We start from the raw sequence: 18,029 nt of genomic DNA on the forward strand, positions 1-18,029 counted from the left end.
GAATCGGCCGGGCCGGCTGTGGAGAACGCCCTGGGGATCGCTCCGCCACGTGCCACCGGCGTCCGTTAGCGTAGTGGCTCGGTGGGTCTTGAGGAGATAAGGGTACGGTGACTAATTTGTCGATTCCCCCTGAGACGGCCCGTATCCGCCGCTCCGGTACCCGAATTGCCGGACGTGCCCTGACCTGTGCCGTCTTCGCGCTCGCCGGCCTGCTCTTCTACGTCAGCGCGCAGACCGCCCGCGGCACGGACCTGCGGACCGACAACTCGCTGCTCAGCCTCGGTGACGTGATCCGCCAGCGCAGCGGGCAGAACCAGCAGGCGCAGTCCCAGCTCGCCGACCTCCAGAGCCGCGCCCAGCAGCTCACCGAGCAGCAGGGCCACGACCCCGCCGACGCCGCGCGGCTGGACGGCCTGCGCTCCGGTGCGGCCCTGGAGCCGCTCCAGGGCGGCGGCCTGACCGTCACCCTCAACGACGCGCCGCCGAACGCCACCGCGCGCATCCCCGGGGTGCCCGAGCCCGGCGTCAACGACCTGGTCATCCACCAGCAGGACATCCAGGCCGTCGTCAACGCGCTGTGGCGGGGCGGCGCCGAGGGCGTGCAGGTGATGGACCAGCGGCTGATCTCCACCAGCGCCGTCCGCTGCGTCGGCAACACCCTGCTGCTCCAGGGCCGGGTCTACTCCCCGCCGTACGTGGTCAAGGCGGTCGGGCGGACCGACGCCCTGCGCTCGGCCGTCGAGGCGGACCCGACGATCCGCAACTACCTCCAGTACGTCCAGGCCTACGGGCTGGGCTGGAAGGTCCAGGAGAGCGGCGAGCTGACCCTGCCCGGGTACTCCGGCACCACCGAACTGCGTTCGGCGGGCGGACAGCAGTAGCGGACCTGCCCCGCGGCCGTGGACGGCGGGTCTACTCTTTAACCCAGTCCGCTACGTCGAGGGAGCACCATGTACGGCTGGATCTGGCGTCACCTCCCGGGGCACACCCTGGTCCGGGCCCTCATCTCGCTGCTCCTCGTCGTGGGGACCGTGTACCTCCTCTTCACCTACGTCTTCCCGTGGGCGGAACCGCTGCTCCCCTTCGGCGACGTCACAGTGGACGGCGGCGACGGTGCCGCGGCCGGCTGAGCCGGCGGGCCCGGAACTCCCTTCCAGCACCGCACCCCACGGAGACCACGCGCGCATGACGACCCAGCCGACCACCCCGCCCCGCATCCTGGTGGTGGACAACTACGACAGCTTCGTCTTCAACCTGGTCCAGTACCTGTACCAGCTCGGCGCCACCTGCGAGGTGGTGCGCAACGACGAGGTGACCGTCGAGCACGCCGTACGCCGCTCCGGCGCGGAGGGCTTCGACGGGGTGCTGCTCTCCCCCGGGCCCGGTGCCCCGGAGGAGGCCGGGGTCTGCATCGAGATGGTGCACCACTGCGCGCGGATCGGCCTGCCGGTGTTCGGCGTCTGCCTGGGGCTCCAGTCGATCGCGGCCGCGTACGGTGCGGTGGTCGGCCGGGCGCCCGAGCTGCTGCACGGCAAGACCTCGCCGGTCGAGCACGAGGACGGCGGGGTCTTCGAGGGCCTGCCCTCGCCGCTGACCGCGACCCGTTACCACTCGCTCGCGGTCGAACCGGCCACCGTGCCGGCCGAACTGGTGGTCACCGCGCGCACCGGGAGCGGCGTGATCATGGGCCTGAGGCACCGTGAACTTCCGGTCGAGGGCGTGCAGTTCCACCCCGAGTCGGTGCTCACCGAGGGCGGGCACCGGATGCTCGCCAACTGGCTCGCGGAGTGCGGCTTCCCGCAGGCGGTCGACCGGTCGGCCGGGCTCGCCCCGGTGATCGGCCGGGGCTGACCGGCGTGACCGCGCTGCGTCCGGATGGGCGTTTCCAGTCGGAGGCGGACCCGTACGGCACCGTGCAGCAGTACGGCGGGCCCCGGTACCCGGGCCAGGACGACGGCACCGGCGGCGTGCCGTACCAGCAGGGGTTCCCGGTGCAGACCGCGCCCGAGGATGCCTGGGGCGTGTACGAGCAGGCCCAGGAGCCCCTCGTGGACGGGCCCGAGTACCCCTGGCTGCCCGACCAGACCCTCCAGCTGCGGCTGCCCCTCGTCGACGGCGCGCCGGCCTCCGAACCGGCCCCCACGGGTGGCCGGGCCGAGCGCCGCCGCGCCGCCCAGGGCCGCACCTCGCTGCGTTCGGGCAGCGGCCGGCGCCGGGCGGGCGGCCGCGCCGCCGGGCGGGTGCGCCCCAAGGAGTCCGTGCTCGTGGTGGCCGCCCGGGGCGTCGGCGAGCTGTGCATCACGCTCGGCCTGGTGATGCTGCTCTTCGTCGCCTACCAGCTCTGGTGGACCAACGTGCAGGCCGACGAGGCCGCCGACGGGGCCCGCAACCAGCTGGAGCAGCAGTTCAACGCGGCTGCCCCACTCGTACAGCCGGGCCGGCCGGCCCCGGACCCGAACAAGCCCGAGGTGTTCGAGCCCGGCAAGGGCTTCGCCATCATCTACCTGCCCAAGCTGGGGCTGAAGTTCCCGATCGCCGAGGGCACCTCCAAGTCGGCGGTGCTCGACAACGGCCTGGTCGGCCACTACACCGGCACCGGGATGCCGGGCGACAAGGCGGGCAACTTCGCGCTGGCCGCCCACCGCAACACCCACGGCGAGCCGTTCCGGTACATCAACCAGCTCGGCAAGGGCGACAAGATCGTGGTGGAGACCGCCGCCGGCTACTACACCTACGAGGTCACCGGGGGCATCCCGGAGACCTCCCCCAACAACGTGAGCGTGATCAAGCCGGTGCCGAACGGCGCCGGGTACGCCGGTCCCGGCCGCTACATCACGTTGACCACCTGTACGCCGGAGTTCACCTCCAAGTTCCGTCTCATCGTCTTTGGCAAGATGATCGAGGAACGGCCGCGTGCCCAGGGCAAGCCGGCCGCGATCACGGGCGGGTAGACGCCCGGCCGCCCGGCCCGGAGGGGGAGCACCGCAGATGCAGGACGAGACCGCGCAGTCGGCCGAACCGGCGCAGGAGGCCTTTCCGCCGCCCGAGCCGCGGGCCGGGCGGGGACGGAGCCGGGCGCTGGCCGCGCTCGGGGTCTTCGGCGAGCTGCTGATCACGCTGGGCCTGGTGCTCGGCCTGTTCGTGGCCTACTCGCTGTGGTGGACCAACGTGGAGGCCGACCGATCGGCCTCGGCCGCCGCCGACCGGCTGCGCAGCAGCTGGGCCGCGGGCCCGGACCCCGGTCCCCCGGCCACACCCGGCGCGGCCCCGGCCCCCGGTGCGCCCGATGCCCCCGGTACCGGCACCGGCACCGGCACCGGGCCCGCGCCCGCGCCCCCGGCCAAGCAGTTCGCGGCCGGGGACGACGTCGGCTTCCTGCACGTCCCGGCGATGGGCCGGGGCTACCAGGTGCTGATCCGGATGGGCACCTCCACCGAGGTCCTGGACGACGGCGTGGCGGGCGTCTACGAGCAGCCGTACAAGGCCGCGATGCCCTGGGACCAGCAGGGCAACTTCACGCTGGCCGCCCACCGGGACGGCCACGGCGCCAAGTTCCACGACCTGGACGCCGTCCACCAGGGCGACGCGGTCGTGGTAGAGACCAAGGACAAGTGGTACGTCTACAAGGTCGACAACACCCTGGCGGAGACGTCCAAGTACGACACCGGCATCGTGGCACCCGTCCCGGCCCGCTCCGGCTACGCCGGTCCCGGCCGCTACATCACCCTGACCACCTGCACGCCGGTGTACACCTCGCGCTACCGGATGGCCGTCTGGGGGAGCCTGGTGCGGGTGGACGACATGGACGCCAAGCGCACCCCGCCGCCGGAGCTGCGGCACTCCTGAAGCCGCTCACGGGCCTCCTGGGGGCCGGTACGGAAATGCCCGAGGGCCCGCCGCAAGCGTTGCGGCGGGCCCTCGGGCGTTATCCGGGGCTACCCGGGCTCCGGCCCCGGCTCAGCCGAACCAGGGGAAGATCGGAGGCCTAGTGGTCCCCTTTGGCGGGTGGGGTGGTGGGGTCGCCCCCTTTGACCGGATCGGCCGGCCGGGTGAACAGCTGCACCTGGGTGTTCGGGTCCAGCTGGGTGCCGGCCCCCGGGTTGCTCTGGATGACGACCGCGTTCGGGTCCTGCGGACCGCTGACCACGGTGTAGAGCAGACCGACCTTCTGGAGCGCGGCGATGGCGTCCGACAGCTTCTGGTTCTGCATCGGCGGGACCTGGGCCTTGTCCGGCGCCTTGTAGATGATCAGCGAGATCTTCGTGTTGGCCGGCACCTTGGTGTTCGGCGAGACCGACTGCGAGAAGACGGTGTTGACCTTGGTCGGGTCGTTGGTCTGCGTGGTCTTGGAGGCGTCGACCTGGAAGCCGGCGCCCTGCAGCTGGTTCACCGCGTCGTCCTTCTGGGCGCCCACCACGTTCGGGACGTTCACCTTGGCCTTGCCCTGCGAGATCGTCAGCTTGACCGGAGCGCTCGGGTCGGCGGGCGACCCGGCCGCCGGGTCCTGGGCGATGACGGTGTCCTGCGGGGCGGTGTCGTCGTCCTTGTACTCGGGCGGGGCGACGTTGGTGAAGCCGGCCGCGGCCAGGGCCTGGAGGGCCTGGTCCTTGGGCTTGCCGGTCACGGTCGGGATCTGCGTCTTGGCCGGGCCGGAGGAGATCTGCACCGTGATGGTGGCAGTCTCGGCGACCTGGGTGCCCGACACCGGGTTCTGGGTGCAGACCTGGTCCTTCTTGACGTTGGCGTCCGGGCAGGCGACCTTCTCGCCCTCGGTCACCACGAGCTTGGGACCGGCCCCGGTGGCGGCCGTCTTGGCCTCCGCGAGGGTCTTGCCGACCAGGTTCGGCGCGGTGACCTTCGCGGCGTCCTTCGTGCCCTTGTCGCTGAACATCGCCTGGGCGACGAAGAAGGTGCCGACCAGGACCAGCACGGCGGCCACCGCCAGCACGATCCAGGAGGTGTTGCTCTTCTTCGGCGGGTCATCGCCCCTACGGCCGCGGCCGTAGCCGTCGTCGTAGCCGTCGTTGCCGCCGACCGCGGGGCCGGCGTGGGTCTGGCCGTAGCCGTCGTCCTGGTAGCCGCCCTGGCCGTAGCCGGGCTGCCCGGAGGCCTGCGGCAGGACGGTGGTCGGGCCGCCGCCGGGCTGCTGCGGCAGCACGTTGGTCTGGCCGTACGGGTCGTGCTGCTGCGGGTAGCCGTTCTGGTCGTAGCCGTAGCCGGCCGCGCCCATGCCGTACGCGGCGGCCTGCTGGGCGGCGGCCACCGGCAGGCCGTCGAGGAAGCGCTCGATGTCGTCGCGCATCTCGTCGGCAGTCTGGTAGCGGTAGTCGCGGTCCTTGGCGAGCGCCTTCAGCACGATCGCGTCGACCTCGGGGCGCACCTCGGGGTCGAAGACGGACGGCGGCTGCGGCTCCTCCCGGACGTGCTGGTAGGCCACGGCGACCGGCGAGTCGCCGACGAACGGCGGGCGGACGGTCAGCAGCTCGTAGAGCAGGCAGCCGGTGGAGTAGAGGTCGGAGCGGGCGTCGACCTGCTCGCCCTTGGCCTGCTCGGGGGAGAGGTACTGGGCGGTGCCGATGACGGCCGAGGTCTGCGTCATGGTCATACCGGCGTCGCCCATCGCACGGGCGATGCCGAAGTCCATGACCTTGACGTTGCCCTGCCGGGTCAGCATCACGTTGGCCGGCTTGATGTCGCGGTGCACGATGCCGGCCCGGTGCGAGTACTCCAGGGCCTGGAGGATGCCGATGGTCATCTCCAGCGCACGCTCGGGCAGCAGACGGCGCCCGGAGTGCAGCAGCTCGCGCAGCGTGGACCCCTCGACGTACTCCATCACGATGTACGGGATGGAGATGCCGTCGATGTAGTCCTCGCCGGTGTCGTACACGGCGACGATCGCGGGGTGGTTCAGGGACGCCGCCGACTGTGCCTCGCGGCGGAAGCGGGCCTGGAACGACGGATCCCGGGCCATGTCGGCCCGGAGCGTCTTCACTGCGACGGAGCGGCCGAGTCGGGTGTCATGGGCGAGGTAAACCTCGGCCATGCCGCCGCGTCCGAGGACGCCGCCGAGCTCGTACCTGCCGCCGAGGCGACGAGGCTCTTCCATAGTTCCGACCCTCTCCCTCACCGGCCGGTGAGGTTGTGACGTAGGCGTCCCCGCACGCTCTGGGTGACGCCGCGCGGTCCGCGACCGGTTCTCCGGCCGAGCCGTGCGGTGCCTCGCGGGCGGCAACGGGCACACCCGCTGCTGGCGGATACGCTACCGGTCGTACCGCATCGGACCGGAGTCGACCGTCGGCCGATATCAGACCGGTATCCGGACGACGGTGCCGATCGTGACATTCCACTCACCCCGGATCTGCGCTCCTACTTGCCGAGTGCGGCCTGCATCACCGCCTTGGCGATCGGGGCCGCGAGCCGGCCACCGCTGATGCCGTCGCGGTTCTGGGACCCGTCCTCGACCACCACCGCGACCGCGACCGACTGGCCGTCCGGGGTCTTGGCCCAGGAGGTGAACCAGGCGAACGGCAGCCCGGCGTTGTCCTCGCCGTGCTGCGCGGTGCCGGTCTTGCCGCCGACCTGGAGTCCGGGGATCTGGGCGTTCTTGCCGGTGCCGTTCTCGACCACCGAGACCATCAGGTCCTGCATCTTCTGCGCGGTGGCCGGGCTCATCGGCTGGGAGAACTGCTTCTCGGTGTGCTTGGAGACGGTGGTCAGCGTGGCCGAGCGCTCCTGGTCGACCAGGTACGGCTGCATCAGGCTGCCGTTGTTGGCGATCGCGGCGGAGACCATGGCCATCTGCAGCGGGGTGGCGCGGGTGTCGTGCTGGCCGATCGAGTCCTGGGCGGTGCCGTCCAGGCTCGGGCTGTCCGGGAAGACGCTCTTCTCGGAGCGGACCGGGGTGTCGATCGTGCTGTTGAAGCCGAACTTCTCGGCCTGCGCCCGCATCTTCTCCTTGCCCAGGTCCGCACCCATCTTGGCGAAGACCGTGTTGCAGGACTGGTCCATCCCGGACTTGATGGTGGCGTTCTCGCAGCGCTCGTTGGGGCTCTCGTTCTTCAGCTGCGTGGTGGTGTTCGGCAGGATGTACGGCTCGGGGGTGTCCGTGGCGTCGTCGATGCTCTGGTACCGGCCGTTCTCGAACGCTGCGGTCGCGGTGACCAGCTTGAAGGTCGAGCCGGGCGGATAGGTCTCCTTCAGCGCCCGGTTGAGCATCGGCTTGTTCGGGTCCGCGTTGAGGTCCGTCCAGGCCTTGGTGTCGGCGGCCTCGCCGCCGGCGAAGGTGCCCGGGTCGTAGGAGGGGGTGGAGACCAGCCCCAGGATCGCGCCGGTCTTCGGGTCGAGCGCGACCACCGCGCCCTTCTTGTTCCCCATGGCGTCGAAGGCGGCCTTCTGGACCTTGGCGTTGATGGTGGTCACGACGTCGCCGCCGCGCTTCTGCTCGCCGGTCAGCATGTCCAGGGTGTTCCGGAAGAACAGCCGGTCGTCGGTGCCGGAGAGGATGCCGTCCTCCAGGTTCTCCAGCTGGTTGGAGCCGTAGGCCTGGGAGGAGTAGCCGGTCACCGGGGCGTACATCGGGCCGTCGACCCAGGAGCGCTTGTACTTGTAGCGCAGGCCGTTGACGAAGTCGGACTTGGTGACCGGCTGGCCGCTGACGATGATGTTGCCGCGCGGGTGGGCGTAGCGGTCGTACAGCTGGCGCTTGTTGTTCTTGTTGGTCGCCCAGGACTCGGCCTGGACGCCCTGCACCCAGTTGGTGCGCACCATCAGGGCCAGGATCAGCACGAGGCAGAAGATCGAGACCCGGCGGATCGGCTTGTTCATCGGGCGGGTCCTCCCTGGCCCTCGGTGGCCGGGGCCGGTTCGGCCCCGGGGCGGCGGGCGCTGTCGCTGATCTTCAGCAGGATCCCGACCAGCGCCCAGTTGGCGACCACGGACGAACCGCCCTGGGCGAGGAACGGCATGGTCATACCGGTCAGCGGGATCAGCCCGGTGACACCGCCGGCCACGACGAACACCTGGATCGCCATCGCCGAGGAGAGCCCGACGGCGAACAGCTTGCCGAACGGGTCGCGGGCGGCGAGCGCGGTGCGCAGACCGCGCTGCACCAGCAGCGCGTACAGCAGGAAGATCGCCATCAGTCCGGCCAGCCCGAGCTCCTCGCCGAAGGAGCCCAGGATGAAGTCGCTCTTGGCGGCGAAGCCGATCAGCCAGGAGCGGCCCTGGCCGAGGCCCGAGCCGGTGACCCCGCCGGAGCCGAGCGCCATCAGCGACTGGCCGATCTGCTCGGTGGCGCCCTTCGGCGGGTTCGGGCCGAAGACGGCCATCGGGTCCAGCCAGGCGTTGATGCGGACCTTCACGTGGCTGGCGGTCGAGGCGACCGCCACCGCGCCGCCGACCGACATCAGCAGGCCGAACAGGATCCAGCTGGTCCGCTCGGTGGCGACGTAGAGCATCACCACGAACAGGCCGAAGAACAGGAAGGACGTGCCCAGGTCGTTCTCGAAGATCAGGATCAGCAGGCTGAGCAGCCAGATCACGATGATCGGGCCGAGGTCGCGGCCGCGCGGCAGGTACAGGCCCATGAACCGGCGGCTGGCCAGCGCCAGGGCGTCCCGCTTGACCATCAGGTAGCCGGCGAAGAAGACGGTCAGGATGATCTTGGCGAACTCGCCCGGCTGGATGGAGAAGCTGCCCATCCGGATCCAGATCTTGGCGCCGAAGTCCTCGTCCCGGGAGGGGAAGAAGGCCGGGGCGGCGAGCAGGACCAGGGCCACCACCATCGAGATGTAGGTGTAGCGCTGGAGCACCCGGTGGTCCTTCAGCAGGACCATCACCCCGATGAAGCCGGCGATCCCCAGGGCCGACCACATCAGCTGGTTCTCGGCCGCCGGGTAGTTGTTCTTGAGCAGCTTGCCGGCCTTGTCCAGCCGCCAGATCATCACCACCCCGAGCCCGTTGAGCAGGGTGGCGATCGGCAGCATCAGCGGGTCCGCGTACGGCGCGAAGCGGCGCACCAGCAGGTGCGCGACCACGGCCAGGGCGCCCATGCCGAACCCGTAGCCGAGCATGCCCGCGGGCAGCCGGCCGTCCATCGCGAGGCCCACGTTGGCGTACGCGAGGACCGGCAGCAGCACCGCGAAGACCAGCAGGGCCAGCTCGGTGTTGCGCCGGTTGGGCGCCTCCTGCGGGGAGATCGTGGTGTTGCCCCGCCGGCGGGGGGCGGCGCGTCCGGCCGCCGCCCGGCGCCGGCCGGACCGGGTGGTTTCTTGGCTCAGGTCGTAGCTGCTCACGTGGTGACCGCTCCCTGACGGCCGGCAAGCCCGTTCGGGGCGGACCTATGTCGGATCACGGACGTCACTGCTTCGGGCAGGAGTTCGCCCGGCTGAGCTCCTCTTCGGTCAACGGAGCCTGGTCGCCCTGCGTGGCCGGAGGGGTGGCGTTCGGCGCCGGGGCGGGTGCCGCCGGGGCGGTCGGCGTCGGTGCGGTCGAGGGGCCGGTGGTCGGCGTCGACGCGGCCGGGCCGCGGTTCTTCTCGGTCGGGGTGGGCGTGGTGGCCAGGTACACGGCCTGGGACGCCTGGGTGGCGGGCGGTGCGGCCGGGACGGTCGCCTTCGCGGCCCGCTGGCAGAGCTGGACCCAGCCGTCGAGCTCGTTGACCGTCGACTGCGCGTCCTTCATGCTGCCGACCGAGATGGTCTTCTTCACGTGGACCTGCTGGTCCTCGGGCAGCCACTTCAGCTGGATCTTGCTGTAGGAGGAGTGCACCGAGGACAGGCTCAGGCCGGCCAGGTTCTGGTTGATGCCCTGGTAGATCGCGACGTGGTCGTCCTGGGTGCCGACGTAGTACTGGTCCTGGGTCCACTGGTAGCCGAAGTAGCCGGCGCCGCCGAGCAGCCCGAGCGTGACCAGGACGGCCAGCGAGACCGTCAGGCCCTTGCGCTTGCGCTTCGCGGGCCGACCCTCGTCGAAGCCCTCGGTGCCGTACACCGAGGGCTCGCCGGAGCCGTACTCGCCGTCGTAGCCCTCGGCGGGGCCGAAGCCGCCCTGCGTGGCGTCGTAGCCCTCGGCCGGGCCGAAGGCGCCCTGCGGGCCGCGGCCGAGGCCGGCGGCGCGGCCGGCCGGGGTGTCCGCGATCGAGCGGTCGGCGGCGGCCGAGGACGGCGGGGCGTCGGCGACCGCGCCGACCACCACCGGGACGTCGTTGAACTGGCCGCTCATGGTGTCCGTGGCGCCGACGTCGATGACGTCCGCCACGATGCAGGTGATGTTGTCCGGACCGCCGCCGCGCAGCGCGAGCTGGATCAGCTCCTGCACGGTCTGCTCGGGAGCGTAGTAGCTGCCGAGGGTGTCCTGGAGGGTCTGGTGGCTGACCGGGCCGGAGAGGCCGTCGGAGCAGATCAGGTAGCGGTCGCCGGCCCGGACCTCGCGGATCGACAGGTCGGGCTCGACCTGGCCGCGGCCGTCCAGCGCCCGCATCAGCAGCGAGCGCTGCGGGTGGGTCTCGGCCTCCTCGGGCGTGATCCGGCCCTCGTCGACCAGGCGCTGCACCCAGGTGTGGTCCTGGGTGATCTGCACCAGGGAGCCGTCACGCAGCAGGTAGGCCCGGGAGTCGCCGACGTGCACCAGGCCCATCCGCTGGCCCGTCCACAGCATGGCGGTCAGGGTGCAGCCCATGCCCTCCAGCTGCGGGTCCTCCTCGACCATCTGCCGGAGCCGGTCGTTGGCGCCCTGGACGGCGTCGCCCAGCAGGGTCAGCAGGTCGGCGCCCGGCACGTCCTCGTCCAGCCGGACGATCGAGCCGAGCACCTCGGAGGAAGCGACCTCGCCGGCCGCGGCGCCGCCCATGCCGTCGGCCACGGCCAGCAGCCGCGGCCCGGCGTAGCCGGAGTCCTCGTTCCCCTCCCGGATCAGTCCCTTGTGGGAGCCGGCGGCGAAGCGCAGCACCAGGGTCATGCGACCTGTGCCCCCCTCTGGGTCATGGACGGGATGCTGTCCCTCATGCGCTACTACTTCCGCAGTTCGATGACGGTCCTGCCGATACGGATCGGCATGCCCGGCTGGAGCGGGGTGGGCGCGGTCAGGCGCTGCCGGTCCAGATAGGTGCCGTTGGTGGAGCCTAGATCCTCGACCGTCCACTGCCCAGTCTGATCCGGATAGATCCTGGCATGCCGGGAGGACGCGTAGTCGTCGTCCAGCACGATGGTGGAGTCGTGCGCGCGGCCGAGCGTGATGGTCTGGCCCTGGAGCGCCACCGTGGTGCCGGCCAGCGAGCCCTGCACCACGACGAGCTGGGTCGGGCCGCCGCGACGGCGCCCGCCGCCGCCCTGGGTCTGGCCCGCCGCCGGGCCGGCCTGGGTCGGCGCAGCGGCGCGTGCGGCGGTCGCGGTGGACGCGCCGCCTCCCGTCGTGGCGCTCGCGCCACGACGGGAGGACCGCGGGTTCACCTTGGTGCCGAACAGGTCGCTGCGGATCACCTGGACCGCGACGATGACGAACAGCCACAGCACGGCCAGGAAGCCCAGCCGCATGACCGTGAGGGTCAGTTCTGACATGACCGTCCCGCCAGTCGGTGAGCGAGGCGCGCGAACAATTCGGACACTACCCTTCGACCTGCCGGTAGACGATGGTGGTGGAGCCCACGACGATTCGGGAGCCGTCGCGGAGCGTAGCGCGCTGGGTGTGCTGTCCGTCCACCACGATGCCGTTGGTGGAGCCCAGGTCGAGCACCATCGAAGGAGTGCCGGGCCGGATCTCGGCGTGCTTGCGGGAGACCCCGGGGTCGTCGATCCGCACGTCCGCCTCGGTCGACCGGCCGAGCACGCAGGCCGAACCGGTGATCTGGTGCCGGGCGCCGTTCACCTCGATCCAGCGGCGCATCCCGGCGCCGCCGTGGCCGGCGCCGGGGAAGGCGCGGACGTTGCCGCCGGCGGGCGCGGGCGGACCCGGGGGCATCGCGGGCGGCGCGGCCGGCGGCGGGGGTGCGCCGTACGGGCCGGCGCCGGGCTGCTGCCACGGTGCGCCGGGGGCCGGGGCGGCCGGCGGGCGGTCGTAGCCGGGCTGCGGCGGCGCGTACTGCTGTTGCTGGGGCTCCTCGGCGGCGAGGGTGCGGCTGCGCACCCGGTACAGCCCGGTGTCCAGGTCGTCGGCCTTCTCCAGGTTCACCTGGAGCGGACCCATGAAGGTGTACCGCTGGGCCTCCGCGTACTCGCGGACCATCCCGGCCAGCTCGGTGCCGAGCTGCCCCGAGTAGGGGCTGAGCCGCTCGTGGTCGTGCGGGCTCAGCTCGACGATGAAGTCGTTCGGCACGACGGTGCGGTCGCGGTTCCAGATGCTCGCGTTGTTGTCGCACTCGCGCTGCAGCGCGCCGGCGATCTCCACGGGCTGGACCTCGGACTTGAACACCTTGGCGAAGGTGCCGTTGACGAGACCCTCGAGTCGCTGCTCGAACTTCTTCAGCACTCCCATGGGGCACCCCCTTCCAGGGTTCGTTCGCCTGCCTGCCGGCCGGATCCCGCCCGGGACCCGGTCGCGCCTCCTACTTGCGGTACTTCCGTACTGATCGTATCCACGCCGGGCCCTTCCGTACGGTTCCCGGAGCGTGTGGTGCCCGGGGGTGGGCTCGGACACACAGGGTGACGCATTTCGGGTACGGCACGCCAGGTCTGCCCGTCGGAGCGCCCGTCCGACAGTCGTACAGACGTTCGCCGGGCATGGGTTCGGATGCCGTCGGGCCCTCCGGACGACGGATTCGGAGCAGCCCGCCAGGTCGTGCTAATGTTTTCCACGTCGGAAGGGCCGCCCGGAAGGGAGGCCGGTCCAAGGAAACGCGAAGTACCCATGGTACCGAGCGCTTCGGAAGATCGGCCGGCAACGAGGACAACACCCATGCGCGGGTGGCGGAATAGGCAGACGCGCTGGATTCAGGTTCCAGTGCCCGAAAGGGCGTGGGGGTTCAACTCCCCCCTCGCGCACAGCGAAGCCCCGCAGATCTACGGATCTGCGGGGCTTTCTCGTTGTCCTGGCGCCGCCCGGCGCCGGGCCGTACGGGGCCGGGGGCGGGACGGGTCAGCCGCGGCTGGCCGGGAGTTCGGCGCGGACCTCGAAGCCGCCGTCCTGGGTCGGCCCGGCGGTGAGGGTGCCGCCGAGCAGCTGGGCGCGCTCGCGCAGGCCGACCAGGCCGTGGCCGCCGCCCGGCAGGATCTCGGCCGGGTGCACCGGCGGGGCCTCGTTGCGGACCTCGACCCGCAGCCGGCGGCCCTTCGCCCGGACCCGCACGTGCACCGCCGCGTCCGGGGCGTACTTGGTGATGTTGGTGAGCGCCTCCTGGACGGTGCGGTACGCGGCCCGCTCGACCGCCTCCGGCCACGGGCGGTCGCCGGGGACCAGCTCGGTGTCGGCGGCCAGGCCGCTCTCCTCGATCAGCCGGGGCAGGTCGGCCAGCCGGGGCTGCGGGGCGAGCGGGGCGTCCGGCAGCCCGCCGGTGCCGCGCAGCACCCCGACCATCTGGCGCAGCTCGTCCAGGGTCCGTACGGACAGTTCGCGGATGGTGCGGGCGGCGGTCACGGCCGCCGGATCGGGGCTGCTCACCTGGAGCGCGCCGGCCTGGATGCTGATCAGGCTGACCTGGTGCGAGACCACGTCGTGCATCTCCCGGGCCAGCCGGCCGCGCTCGCTGATCAGCACCCGCTCGGCCAGCAGTCGGCTCTCCCGCTCCTGGCCGCGGGTCAGCTCGTCCAGGCGGACGGCCAGCTCCCGCCGGGTGCGGGCGAGCAGACCGGTGGCGGCCGGGCCGGCCGCCAGCATCACGGCCTGGATGGCGTCCAGCGCGGTGGCGCGGCTGAGGGTGATGACGTCCTCGGGCAGCGGCCAGTGGAAGAACTCGACCAGGGCGAACAGGATGCCGCAGGGGACCACGACCCGGGGGCGGGGGCGCTCGGCGGCCACCGAGTAGACGGCCGTTATCGGGGCCAGCCAGATCTCGTCCACCCAGCTGCCCGGCATGGTGAGCAGCAGCACCGTCACCGGGAAGCGGCGGCGCCAGAACAGTGCGACGGCGGCCAGCGTGGACAGCGCCACCTGCCACCAGGTGGCCTCCCGGGCCACCAGGCCGGCGTCCAGCAGGGAGTACAGGACGGGCAGCAGCAGCATCAGCCAGGGGGCGGTGCACCAGGCCGGCAGCCGTCTGGACGGCAGTTGGTCGGCGGCCGTCATGCCCCGTCGCCGGGCTTGGGCCGGACCAGGCCGGCCCGGTGGGCCAGGACGGCGGCCTGGACCCGGTTGGCGGCGCCGAGCTTGCCGAGGATCGCGCTGATGTGGTCCTTGACGGTGCCGGTGCCGAGGAAGAGCCGGTCGGCGATCTCGGCGTTGGACAGGCCCTCGCCGAGCAGCGAGAGCACGTCGAGCTCACGGCCGGTGAGGGTGCGGGCGAGCGCGGTGGCCTCGGCGTCCGGGCCGCCGCCGTCCACGTAGCCGCCGATCACGGTGCGGGTGACGGTCGGGGAGAGGATGTTGCCGCCGGCCGCGAGCACCCGGACGGCGTGCACCAGCTGCTCGGGGGCGGTGTCCTTGAGCAGGAAGCCGGCCGCGCCGGCCCGCAGCGCGGTGCCGATGTACTCGTCGGTGTCGAAGGTGGTGAGCATCGCCACGGCGGGCGGGTCGGGCAGGGCGCGCAGGCGGCGCAGCACGGAGATGCCGTCGAGGTCCGGCATCCGGATGTCGAGCAGCACCACGTGCGGGCGCAGCCGCCGGACGTGCTCCTCGGCCTGCCCGCCGGAGCAGTCGCCGACCACTTCCAGGTCGGCGGCGGAGCCGACGATCAGGCCCAGGCCGGAGCGGACCAGGATCTCGTCGTCGACGATCAGCACGCGGGTGGTGGTGATGGTGCCTCCTCGGTTCGGGCGGCCGGGTCGGGGCGGTCCGCGTGGGTCGTTTCGAGTCGAGAGTAGGGGCAGCCGGGTCGGGGCGCCGAACGTGTGGGGGGTGATGACCCCCGCCGTTCGGCGGGGGTGGGAATCCGCTACCCGGTTCACGCAATTCTCAGCTTCGGTGGGGAACCATGGAGTTGGCTGACCCTTTCCCGGCCGCTTCTCCATTCGGCGGTCGGCCGGGTGAGGTCGCCGGTCAGTCCGTCGGGCAAGAACGGGCGCCCGACGCCGGGCCGTTTGCGGATGCGCCCCACCATCTGATCGTTTGGAATTGAGCTGTGTCGTCCACTGTGAAGTCGGAGCCGTCCGCCACATCCCCGGGGCCCCGTCCCGGCGGCGTGCTGGACCGCTGGCGCCCGAGGGCCGCCGCGGCCTCCGTCTGGTACCTGCGGTTGATCGCGTTGCTGAACGTGGCGACAGTGCTGTTGGTGCCCTTCCGCAACCAGGTCAGCGAGCACAACGAGGGCGAGTACTTCACCCCGTACCTGATGACCTCAGGGCTGGCCAGCGCGGTGCTGTCGGTGTTCCTCGCGATCGCGATGCGGCGGCGCAAGCGGGCCGCGTGGATCTTCAACGCGGCGCTCGGCGGCACGTTCGCGCTGCTGTACCTGGCGGCCATGGTGGTGCCGGACGAGCGCTTCGACACCCACCCGCTCAACTACTTCTCCACCGTCCTGACCTGCCTGTTCGTGCTGACGCTGCTGGTCGGGCGGAAGGAGTTCACGTCCAAGGGCGACAGCTCCAACCCGAAGACCGCGGCGGCCACCTTCGTCGGCGGGCTGGCGTTCGGCGGCGGGGTCGGCGCGCTGCTGGTCTGGATGACCAACGAGCTGTCCGGCGCCGGCTTCTGGGACCTGTTCCGGTACTCCGTCGGCCGGATGATCACGATCACCCCGTCCGAGCACCTGCGCTCGGTGATCGCCGCGCCGACCTGGGTGAACGCCGCGATCAACGCGATGGGCGCACTGCTCTTCCTGCTGGTGCTGTACGTGGCCTTCCGCAGCCCGCGCGGCAAGGAACTGCTCACCGCCGAGGACGAGGCCAGGCTGCGCGGCCTGCTGGACAAGCAGGGCGAGCGGGACTCGCTCGGCTACTTCGCGCTGCGCCGGGACAAGGCGGTGATCTTCTCCCCCAGCGGCAAGGCGGCGGTCACCTACCGGGTGATCGGCGGCGTCTCGCTCGCCTCGGGCGACCCGATCGGCGACCCGGAGGCCTGGCCGGGCGCGATCGACGCCTGGCTGGCCGAGGCCCGCGAGCACGCCTGGGCGCCGGCCGTCATGGGGGCCTCCGAGGAGGCTGGGGTGATCTACGCCCGGCACGGGCTGGACGCGTTGGAGCTGGGCGACGAGGCGATCGTCGAACTGGACGAGTTCTCGCTGGACGGCCGTGCGATGCGGGTGGTCCGGCAGGCCTACAACCGGGTCAAGCGGGCCGGGTACACGGTGCGGATCCGTCGCCACGAGGACATCTCGGAGGCGGAGATGGCCGAGCTGGTGGCCAAGGCCGACGAGTGGCGCGACGGGGCGACCGAGCGCGGCTTCTCGATGGCGCTCGGCCGGCTCGGCGACCCGGGCGACGGCCGCTGCGTGATGCTGGAGTGCCACGACGGGGACGGCGAGCTCAGGGCGCTGCTGAGCTTCGTGCCGTGGGGCCCGGACGGGCTCTCGCTGGACCTGATGCGCCGGGCCCGGGACACCGAGAACGGCCTGATGGAGTTCATGGTCATCGAACTGCTGCAGCGGGCCGAGGAGGTCGGGCTGAAGCGGGTGTCGCTGAACTTCGCGATGTTCCGCTCGGTTTTCGAGCGGGGTTCGCGCCTCGGCGCCGGCCCGGTGCTGCGGCTGTGGCGCTCGATCCTGGGATTCTTCTCGCGCTGGTGGCAGATCGAGTCGCTGTACCGCGCCAATGCCAAGTACCGGCCGATCTGGGAGCCGCGTTACCTGCTCTTCGAGAAGAGCAGCGAGATTCCGCGGATCGGCATCGCGAGCGCGCGCGCCGAGGGTTTCATCGTCGCGCCGAGCCTGCCCGCCCTGTTCCGCCGCCGGCACGCCCGGGCCGCCGTGGTGGCGCCCCGGCTCCCGGTGGCGGCACGGGACGGGAAGGGGTAGCCCTCCGTCGGGGGGCGGAGGGGGCCGGTCGGCCGAATTGGGGGTCCGTTGGGGGAGTGGCCTCCCCCCTGAGGATGACCCCTATCCCCATCCATGCCGATGTGGCCGTGTTAACGGGCTTCTAATGTGTTGCAGTAGTCGAGAGTTCGGGGATTCGGAGAAACGGTTGTGATTCACAGGACCCACGCGGGGGGCGTGCGAAAGCGGCCGCTGGCAATCGCCAGATCGGCCGCTGTCGCCGAGTGGGGAACGTTGTTCGCGACGGTCCGGGACGCGGTGGTGCGAAAGAAGTTCGCCGCGGTTCCGCTGGCCACGCTGGCGACGTTTCTGATCCTGCTGTTCAGCATCGTCCAGCACCTGCCGGGCGGCGAGCGTTTCGTCAACAACATCGGGGTGGTGCGGGCGGCGCTGCCGCTGGAGGTCTCGCTGCTGCGGACCCCGCTCTCCCTGTACGTGCCGGCGCTGGACCTTCCGGTCTGGGGGGCGCTGGCCCAGGTGTTCGTGGTCTTCGCCATCGCCGAGATCGTGCTCGGCCGGCGGATGACCCTGGTGGTCGCCTACGCGTGCACCCTGGCGGGCACGCTGTTCGCCCGGGTCGGTGTGGCGATCGGGCCGCACCACGTGTTCGGCTTCCCGAAGTGGGTCTCCTACGTGCGGGACACCGGGCCCTCGGCCGCAGTGGTGGCGCTGGCGATCTGCATCGCGTTCCGCTGCCGGGCCTGGTTCACCGGCGGCCTGGTGGTGGCGGTGATGATCGGCGAGGCGGTCGTGCTGCCGAACCTGGCCGGTCTGGAGCACGTGGTCGCGGTGATCACCGCGCTGCTGATCGCCGTCTCGGTGGAGGTCTTCGGGGACTTCTGGCCGAGGGTGCTGGCCGGGGTCGGCGCCGCCACCTCGGTGGCCGCGGCCGCCTCGCGGGAGGTCGCGGTGGAGGCTCGGCGGCGCCGCTCGGCGGAGGCCGTCATCCCCTGACGGGTGCTGATCACGTCTCGTC

Annotated in this window: 15 protein-coding genes and 1 tRNA gene; 8 read left to right on the forward strand and 8 right to left on the reverse strand. The window is 71.7% G+C overall.

Features of this window, described 5'->3' with window-relative positions; all coding sequences use genetic code 11:
• Positions 1 to 116 precede the first annotated feature (116 nt).
• From ACIRRH_RS27335 to ACIRRH_RS27355, 5 genes are all read left to right on the forward strand, one after another.
• A complete protein-coding gene (locus ACIRRH_RS27335; RefSeq protein WP_403072534.1) occupies positions 117 to 881 on the forward strand; it encodes a DUF881 domain-containing protein in 765 nt (254 codons plus the stop codon).
• 69 nt (positions 882 to 950) lie between these two features.
• Complete coding sequence (locus ACIRRH_RS27340) at positions 951 to 1,130, forward strand: hypothetical protein (protein ID WP_403072537.1); 180 nt, start codon at positions 951 to 953, stop codon at positions 1,128 to 1,130.
• Between the two features lie 55 nt (positions 1,131 to 1,185).
• Positions 1,186 to 1,851: an aminodeoxychorismate/anthranilate synthase component II gene (locus tag ACIRRH_RS27345; RefSeq protein WP_224283166.1), complete on the forward strand. Its 666-nt coding sequence runs from the start codon at positions 1,186 to 1,188 to the stop codon at positions 1,849 to 1,851.
• Between the two features lie 5 nt (positions 1,852 to 1,856).
• A complete protein-coding gene (locus ACIRRH_RS27350; RefSeq protein ID WP_403072540.1) occupies positions 1,857 to 2,951 on the forward strand; it encodes a class E sortase in 1,095 nt (364 codons plus the stop codon).
• 37 nt (positions 2,952 to 2,988) lie between these two features.
• Positions 2,989 to 3,846: a class E sortase gene (locus ACIRRH_RS27355; protein ID WP_403072543.1), complete on the forward strand. Its 858-nt coding sequence runs from the start codon at positions 2,989 to 2,991 to the stop codon at positions 3,844 to 3,846.
• A 139-nt stretch (positions 3,847 to 3,985) separates the two neighbouring features.
• Here the strand turns inward: ACIRRH_RS27355 and pknB are convergent, their stop codons facing one another.
• The 6 genes from pknB to ACIRRH_RS27385 all read right to left on the reverse strand — a co-directional run bounded on the left by pknB (position 3,986) and on the right by ACIRRH_RS27385 (position 12,468).
• A complete protein-coding gene (gene pknB, locus ACIRRH_RS27360; protein ID WP_403072546.1) occupies positions 3,986 to 6,106 on the reverse strand; it encodes a Stk1 family PASTA domain-containing Ser/Thr kinase in 2,121 nt (706 codons plus the stop codon).
• A 260-nt stretch (positions 6,107 to 6,366) separates the two neighbouring features.
• The gene (locus tag ACIRRH_RS27365; protein ID WP_403072549.1) at positions 6,367 to 7,824 is read right to left on the reverse strand and encodes a peptidoglycan D,D-transpeptidase FtsI family protein; all 1,458 of its coding nucleotides are present in this window, start codon (positions 7,822 to 7,824) and stop codon (positions 6,367 to 6,369) included.
• Positions 7,821 to 9,197, reverse strand: a complete 1,377-nt coding sequence (locus tag ACIRRH_RS27370; protein ID WP_403072746.1) for an FtsW/RodA/SpoVE family cell cycle protein — start codon at positions 9,195 to 9,197, stop codon at positions 7,821 to 7,823. The genes ACIRRH_RS27365 and ACIRRH_RS27370 overlap by 4 nt, the downstream gene beginning before the upstream one ends.
• Before the next feature lie 160 nt (positions 9,198 to 9,357).
• Entirely contained in the window at positions 9,358 to 10,956 is a 1,599-nt protein-coding gene (locus ACIRRH_RS27375) for a PP2C family protein-serine/threonine phosphatase (protein ID WP_403072552.1), read from the reverse strand.
• Positions 10,957 to 11,009: 53 nt separating this feature from the next.
• On the reverse strand, positions 11,010 to 11,555 hold the full coding sequence (locus ACIRRH_RS27380; protein WP_403072555.1) for an FHA domain-containing protein: 546 nt from the start codon (positions 11,553 to 11,555) through the stop codon (positions 11,010 to 11,012).
• Between the two features lie 46 nt (positions 11,556 to 11,601).
• Positions 11,602 to 12,468 (reverse strand): FhaA domain-containing protein, encoded by an 867-nt coding sequence (locus ACIRRH_RS27385; protein ID WP_403072558.1) that lies wholly within the window; start codon positions 12,466 to 12,468, stop codon positions 11,602 to 11,604.
• Positions 12,469 to 12,890: 422 nt separating this feature from the next.
• On the opposite strand from ACIRRH_RS27385, the gene ACIRRH_RS27390 reads away from it, so the two are divergent.
• A tRNA-Leu gene (locus tag ACIRRH_RS27390) sits at positions 12,891 to 12,974 on the forward strand.
• Between the two features lie 94 nt (positions 12,975 to 13,068).
• On the opposite strand, the gene ACIRRH_RS27395 is transcribed toward ACIRRH_RS27390, so the two are convergent.
• Together ACIRRH_RS27395 and ACIRRH_RS27400 are read right to left on the reverse strand one after the other, a co-directional pair.
• Positions 13,069 to 14,214: a sensor histidine kinase gene (locus tag ACIRRH_RS27395; RefSeq protein WP_403072561.1), complete on the reverse strand. Its 1,146-nt coding sequence runs from the start codon at positions 14,212 to 14,214 to the stop codon at positions 13,069 to 13,071.
• Positions 14,211 to 14,864 (reverse strand): response regulator, encoded by a 654-nt coding sequence (locus ACIRRH_RS27400; RefSeq protein WP_403072749.1) that lies wholly within the window; start codon positions 14,862 to 14,864, stop codon positions 14,211 to 14,213. Before ACIRRH_RS27400 ends, ACIRRH_RS27395 begins: the two co-directional genes overlap by 4 nt.
• A gap of 401 nt (positions 14,865 to 15,265) precedes the next feature.
• Between ACIRRH_RS27400 and ACIRRH_RS27405 the strand changes: the two genes are divergently transcribed.
• Both ACIRRH_RS27405 and ACIRRH_RS27410 read left to right on the forward strand, forming a co-directional pair.
• Positions 15,266 to 17,035: a phosphatidylglycerol lysyltransferase domain-containing protein gene (locus ACIRRH_RS27405; RefSeq protein WP_403072752.1), complete on the forward strand. Its 1,770-nt coding sequence runs from the start codon at positions 15,266 to 15,268 to the stop codon at positions 17,033 to 17,035.
• A 279-nt stretch (positions 17,036 to 17,314) separates the two neighbouring features.
• The gene (locus ACIRRH_RS27410; RefSeq protein ID WP_403072564.1) at positions 17,315 to 18,007 is read left to right on the forward strand and encodes a hypothetical protein; all 693 of its coding nucleotides are present in this window, start codon (positions 17,315 to 17,317) and stop codon (positions 18,005 to 18,007) included.
• Positions 18,008 to 18,029 lie beyond the last annotated feature (22 nt).

Origin of the sequence: Kitasatospora sp. NPDC101235 (assembly GCF_044767505.1) — a bacterium.
Taxonomy (GTDB): domain Bacteria; phylum Actinomycetota; class Actinomycetes; order Streptomycetales; family Streptomycetaceae; genus Kitasatospora.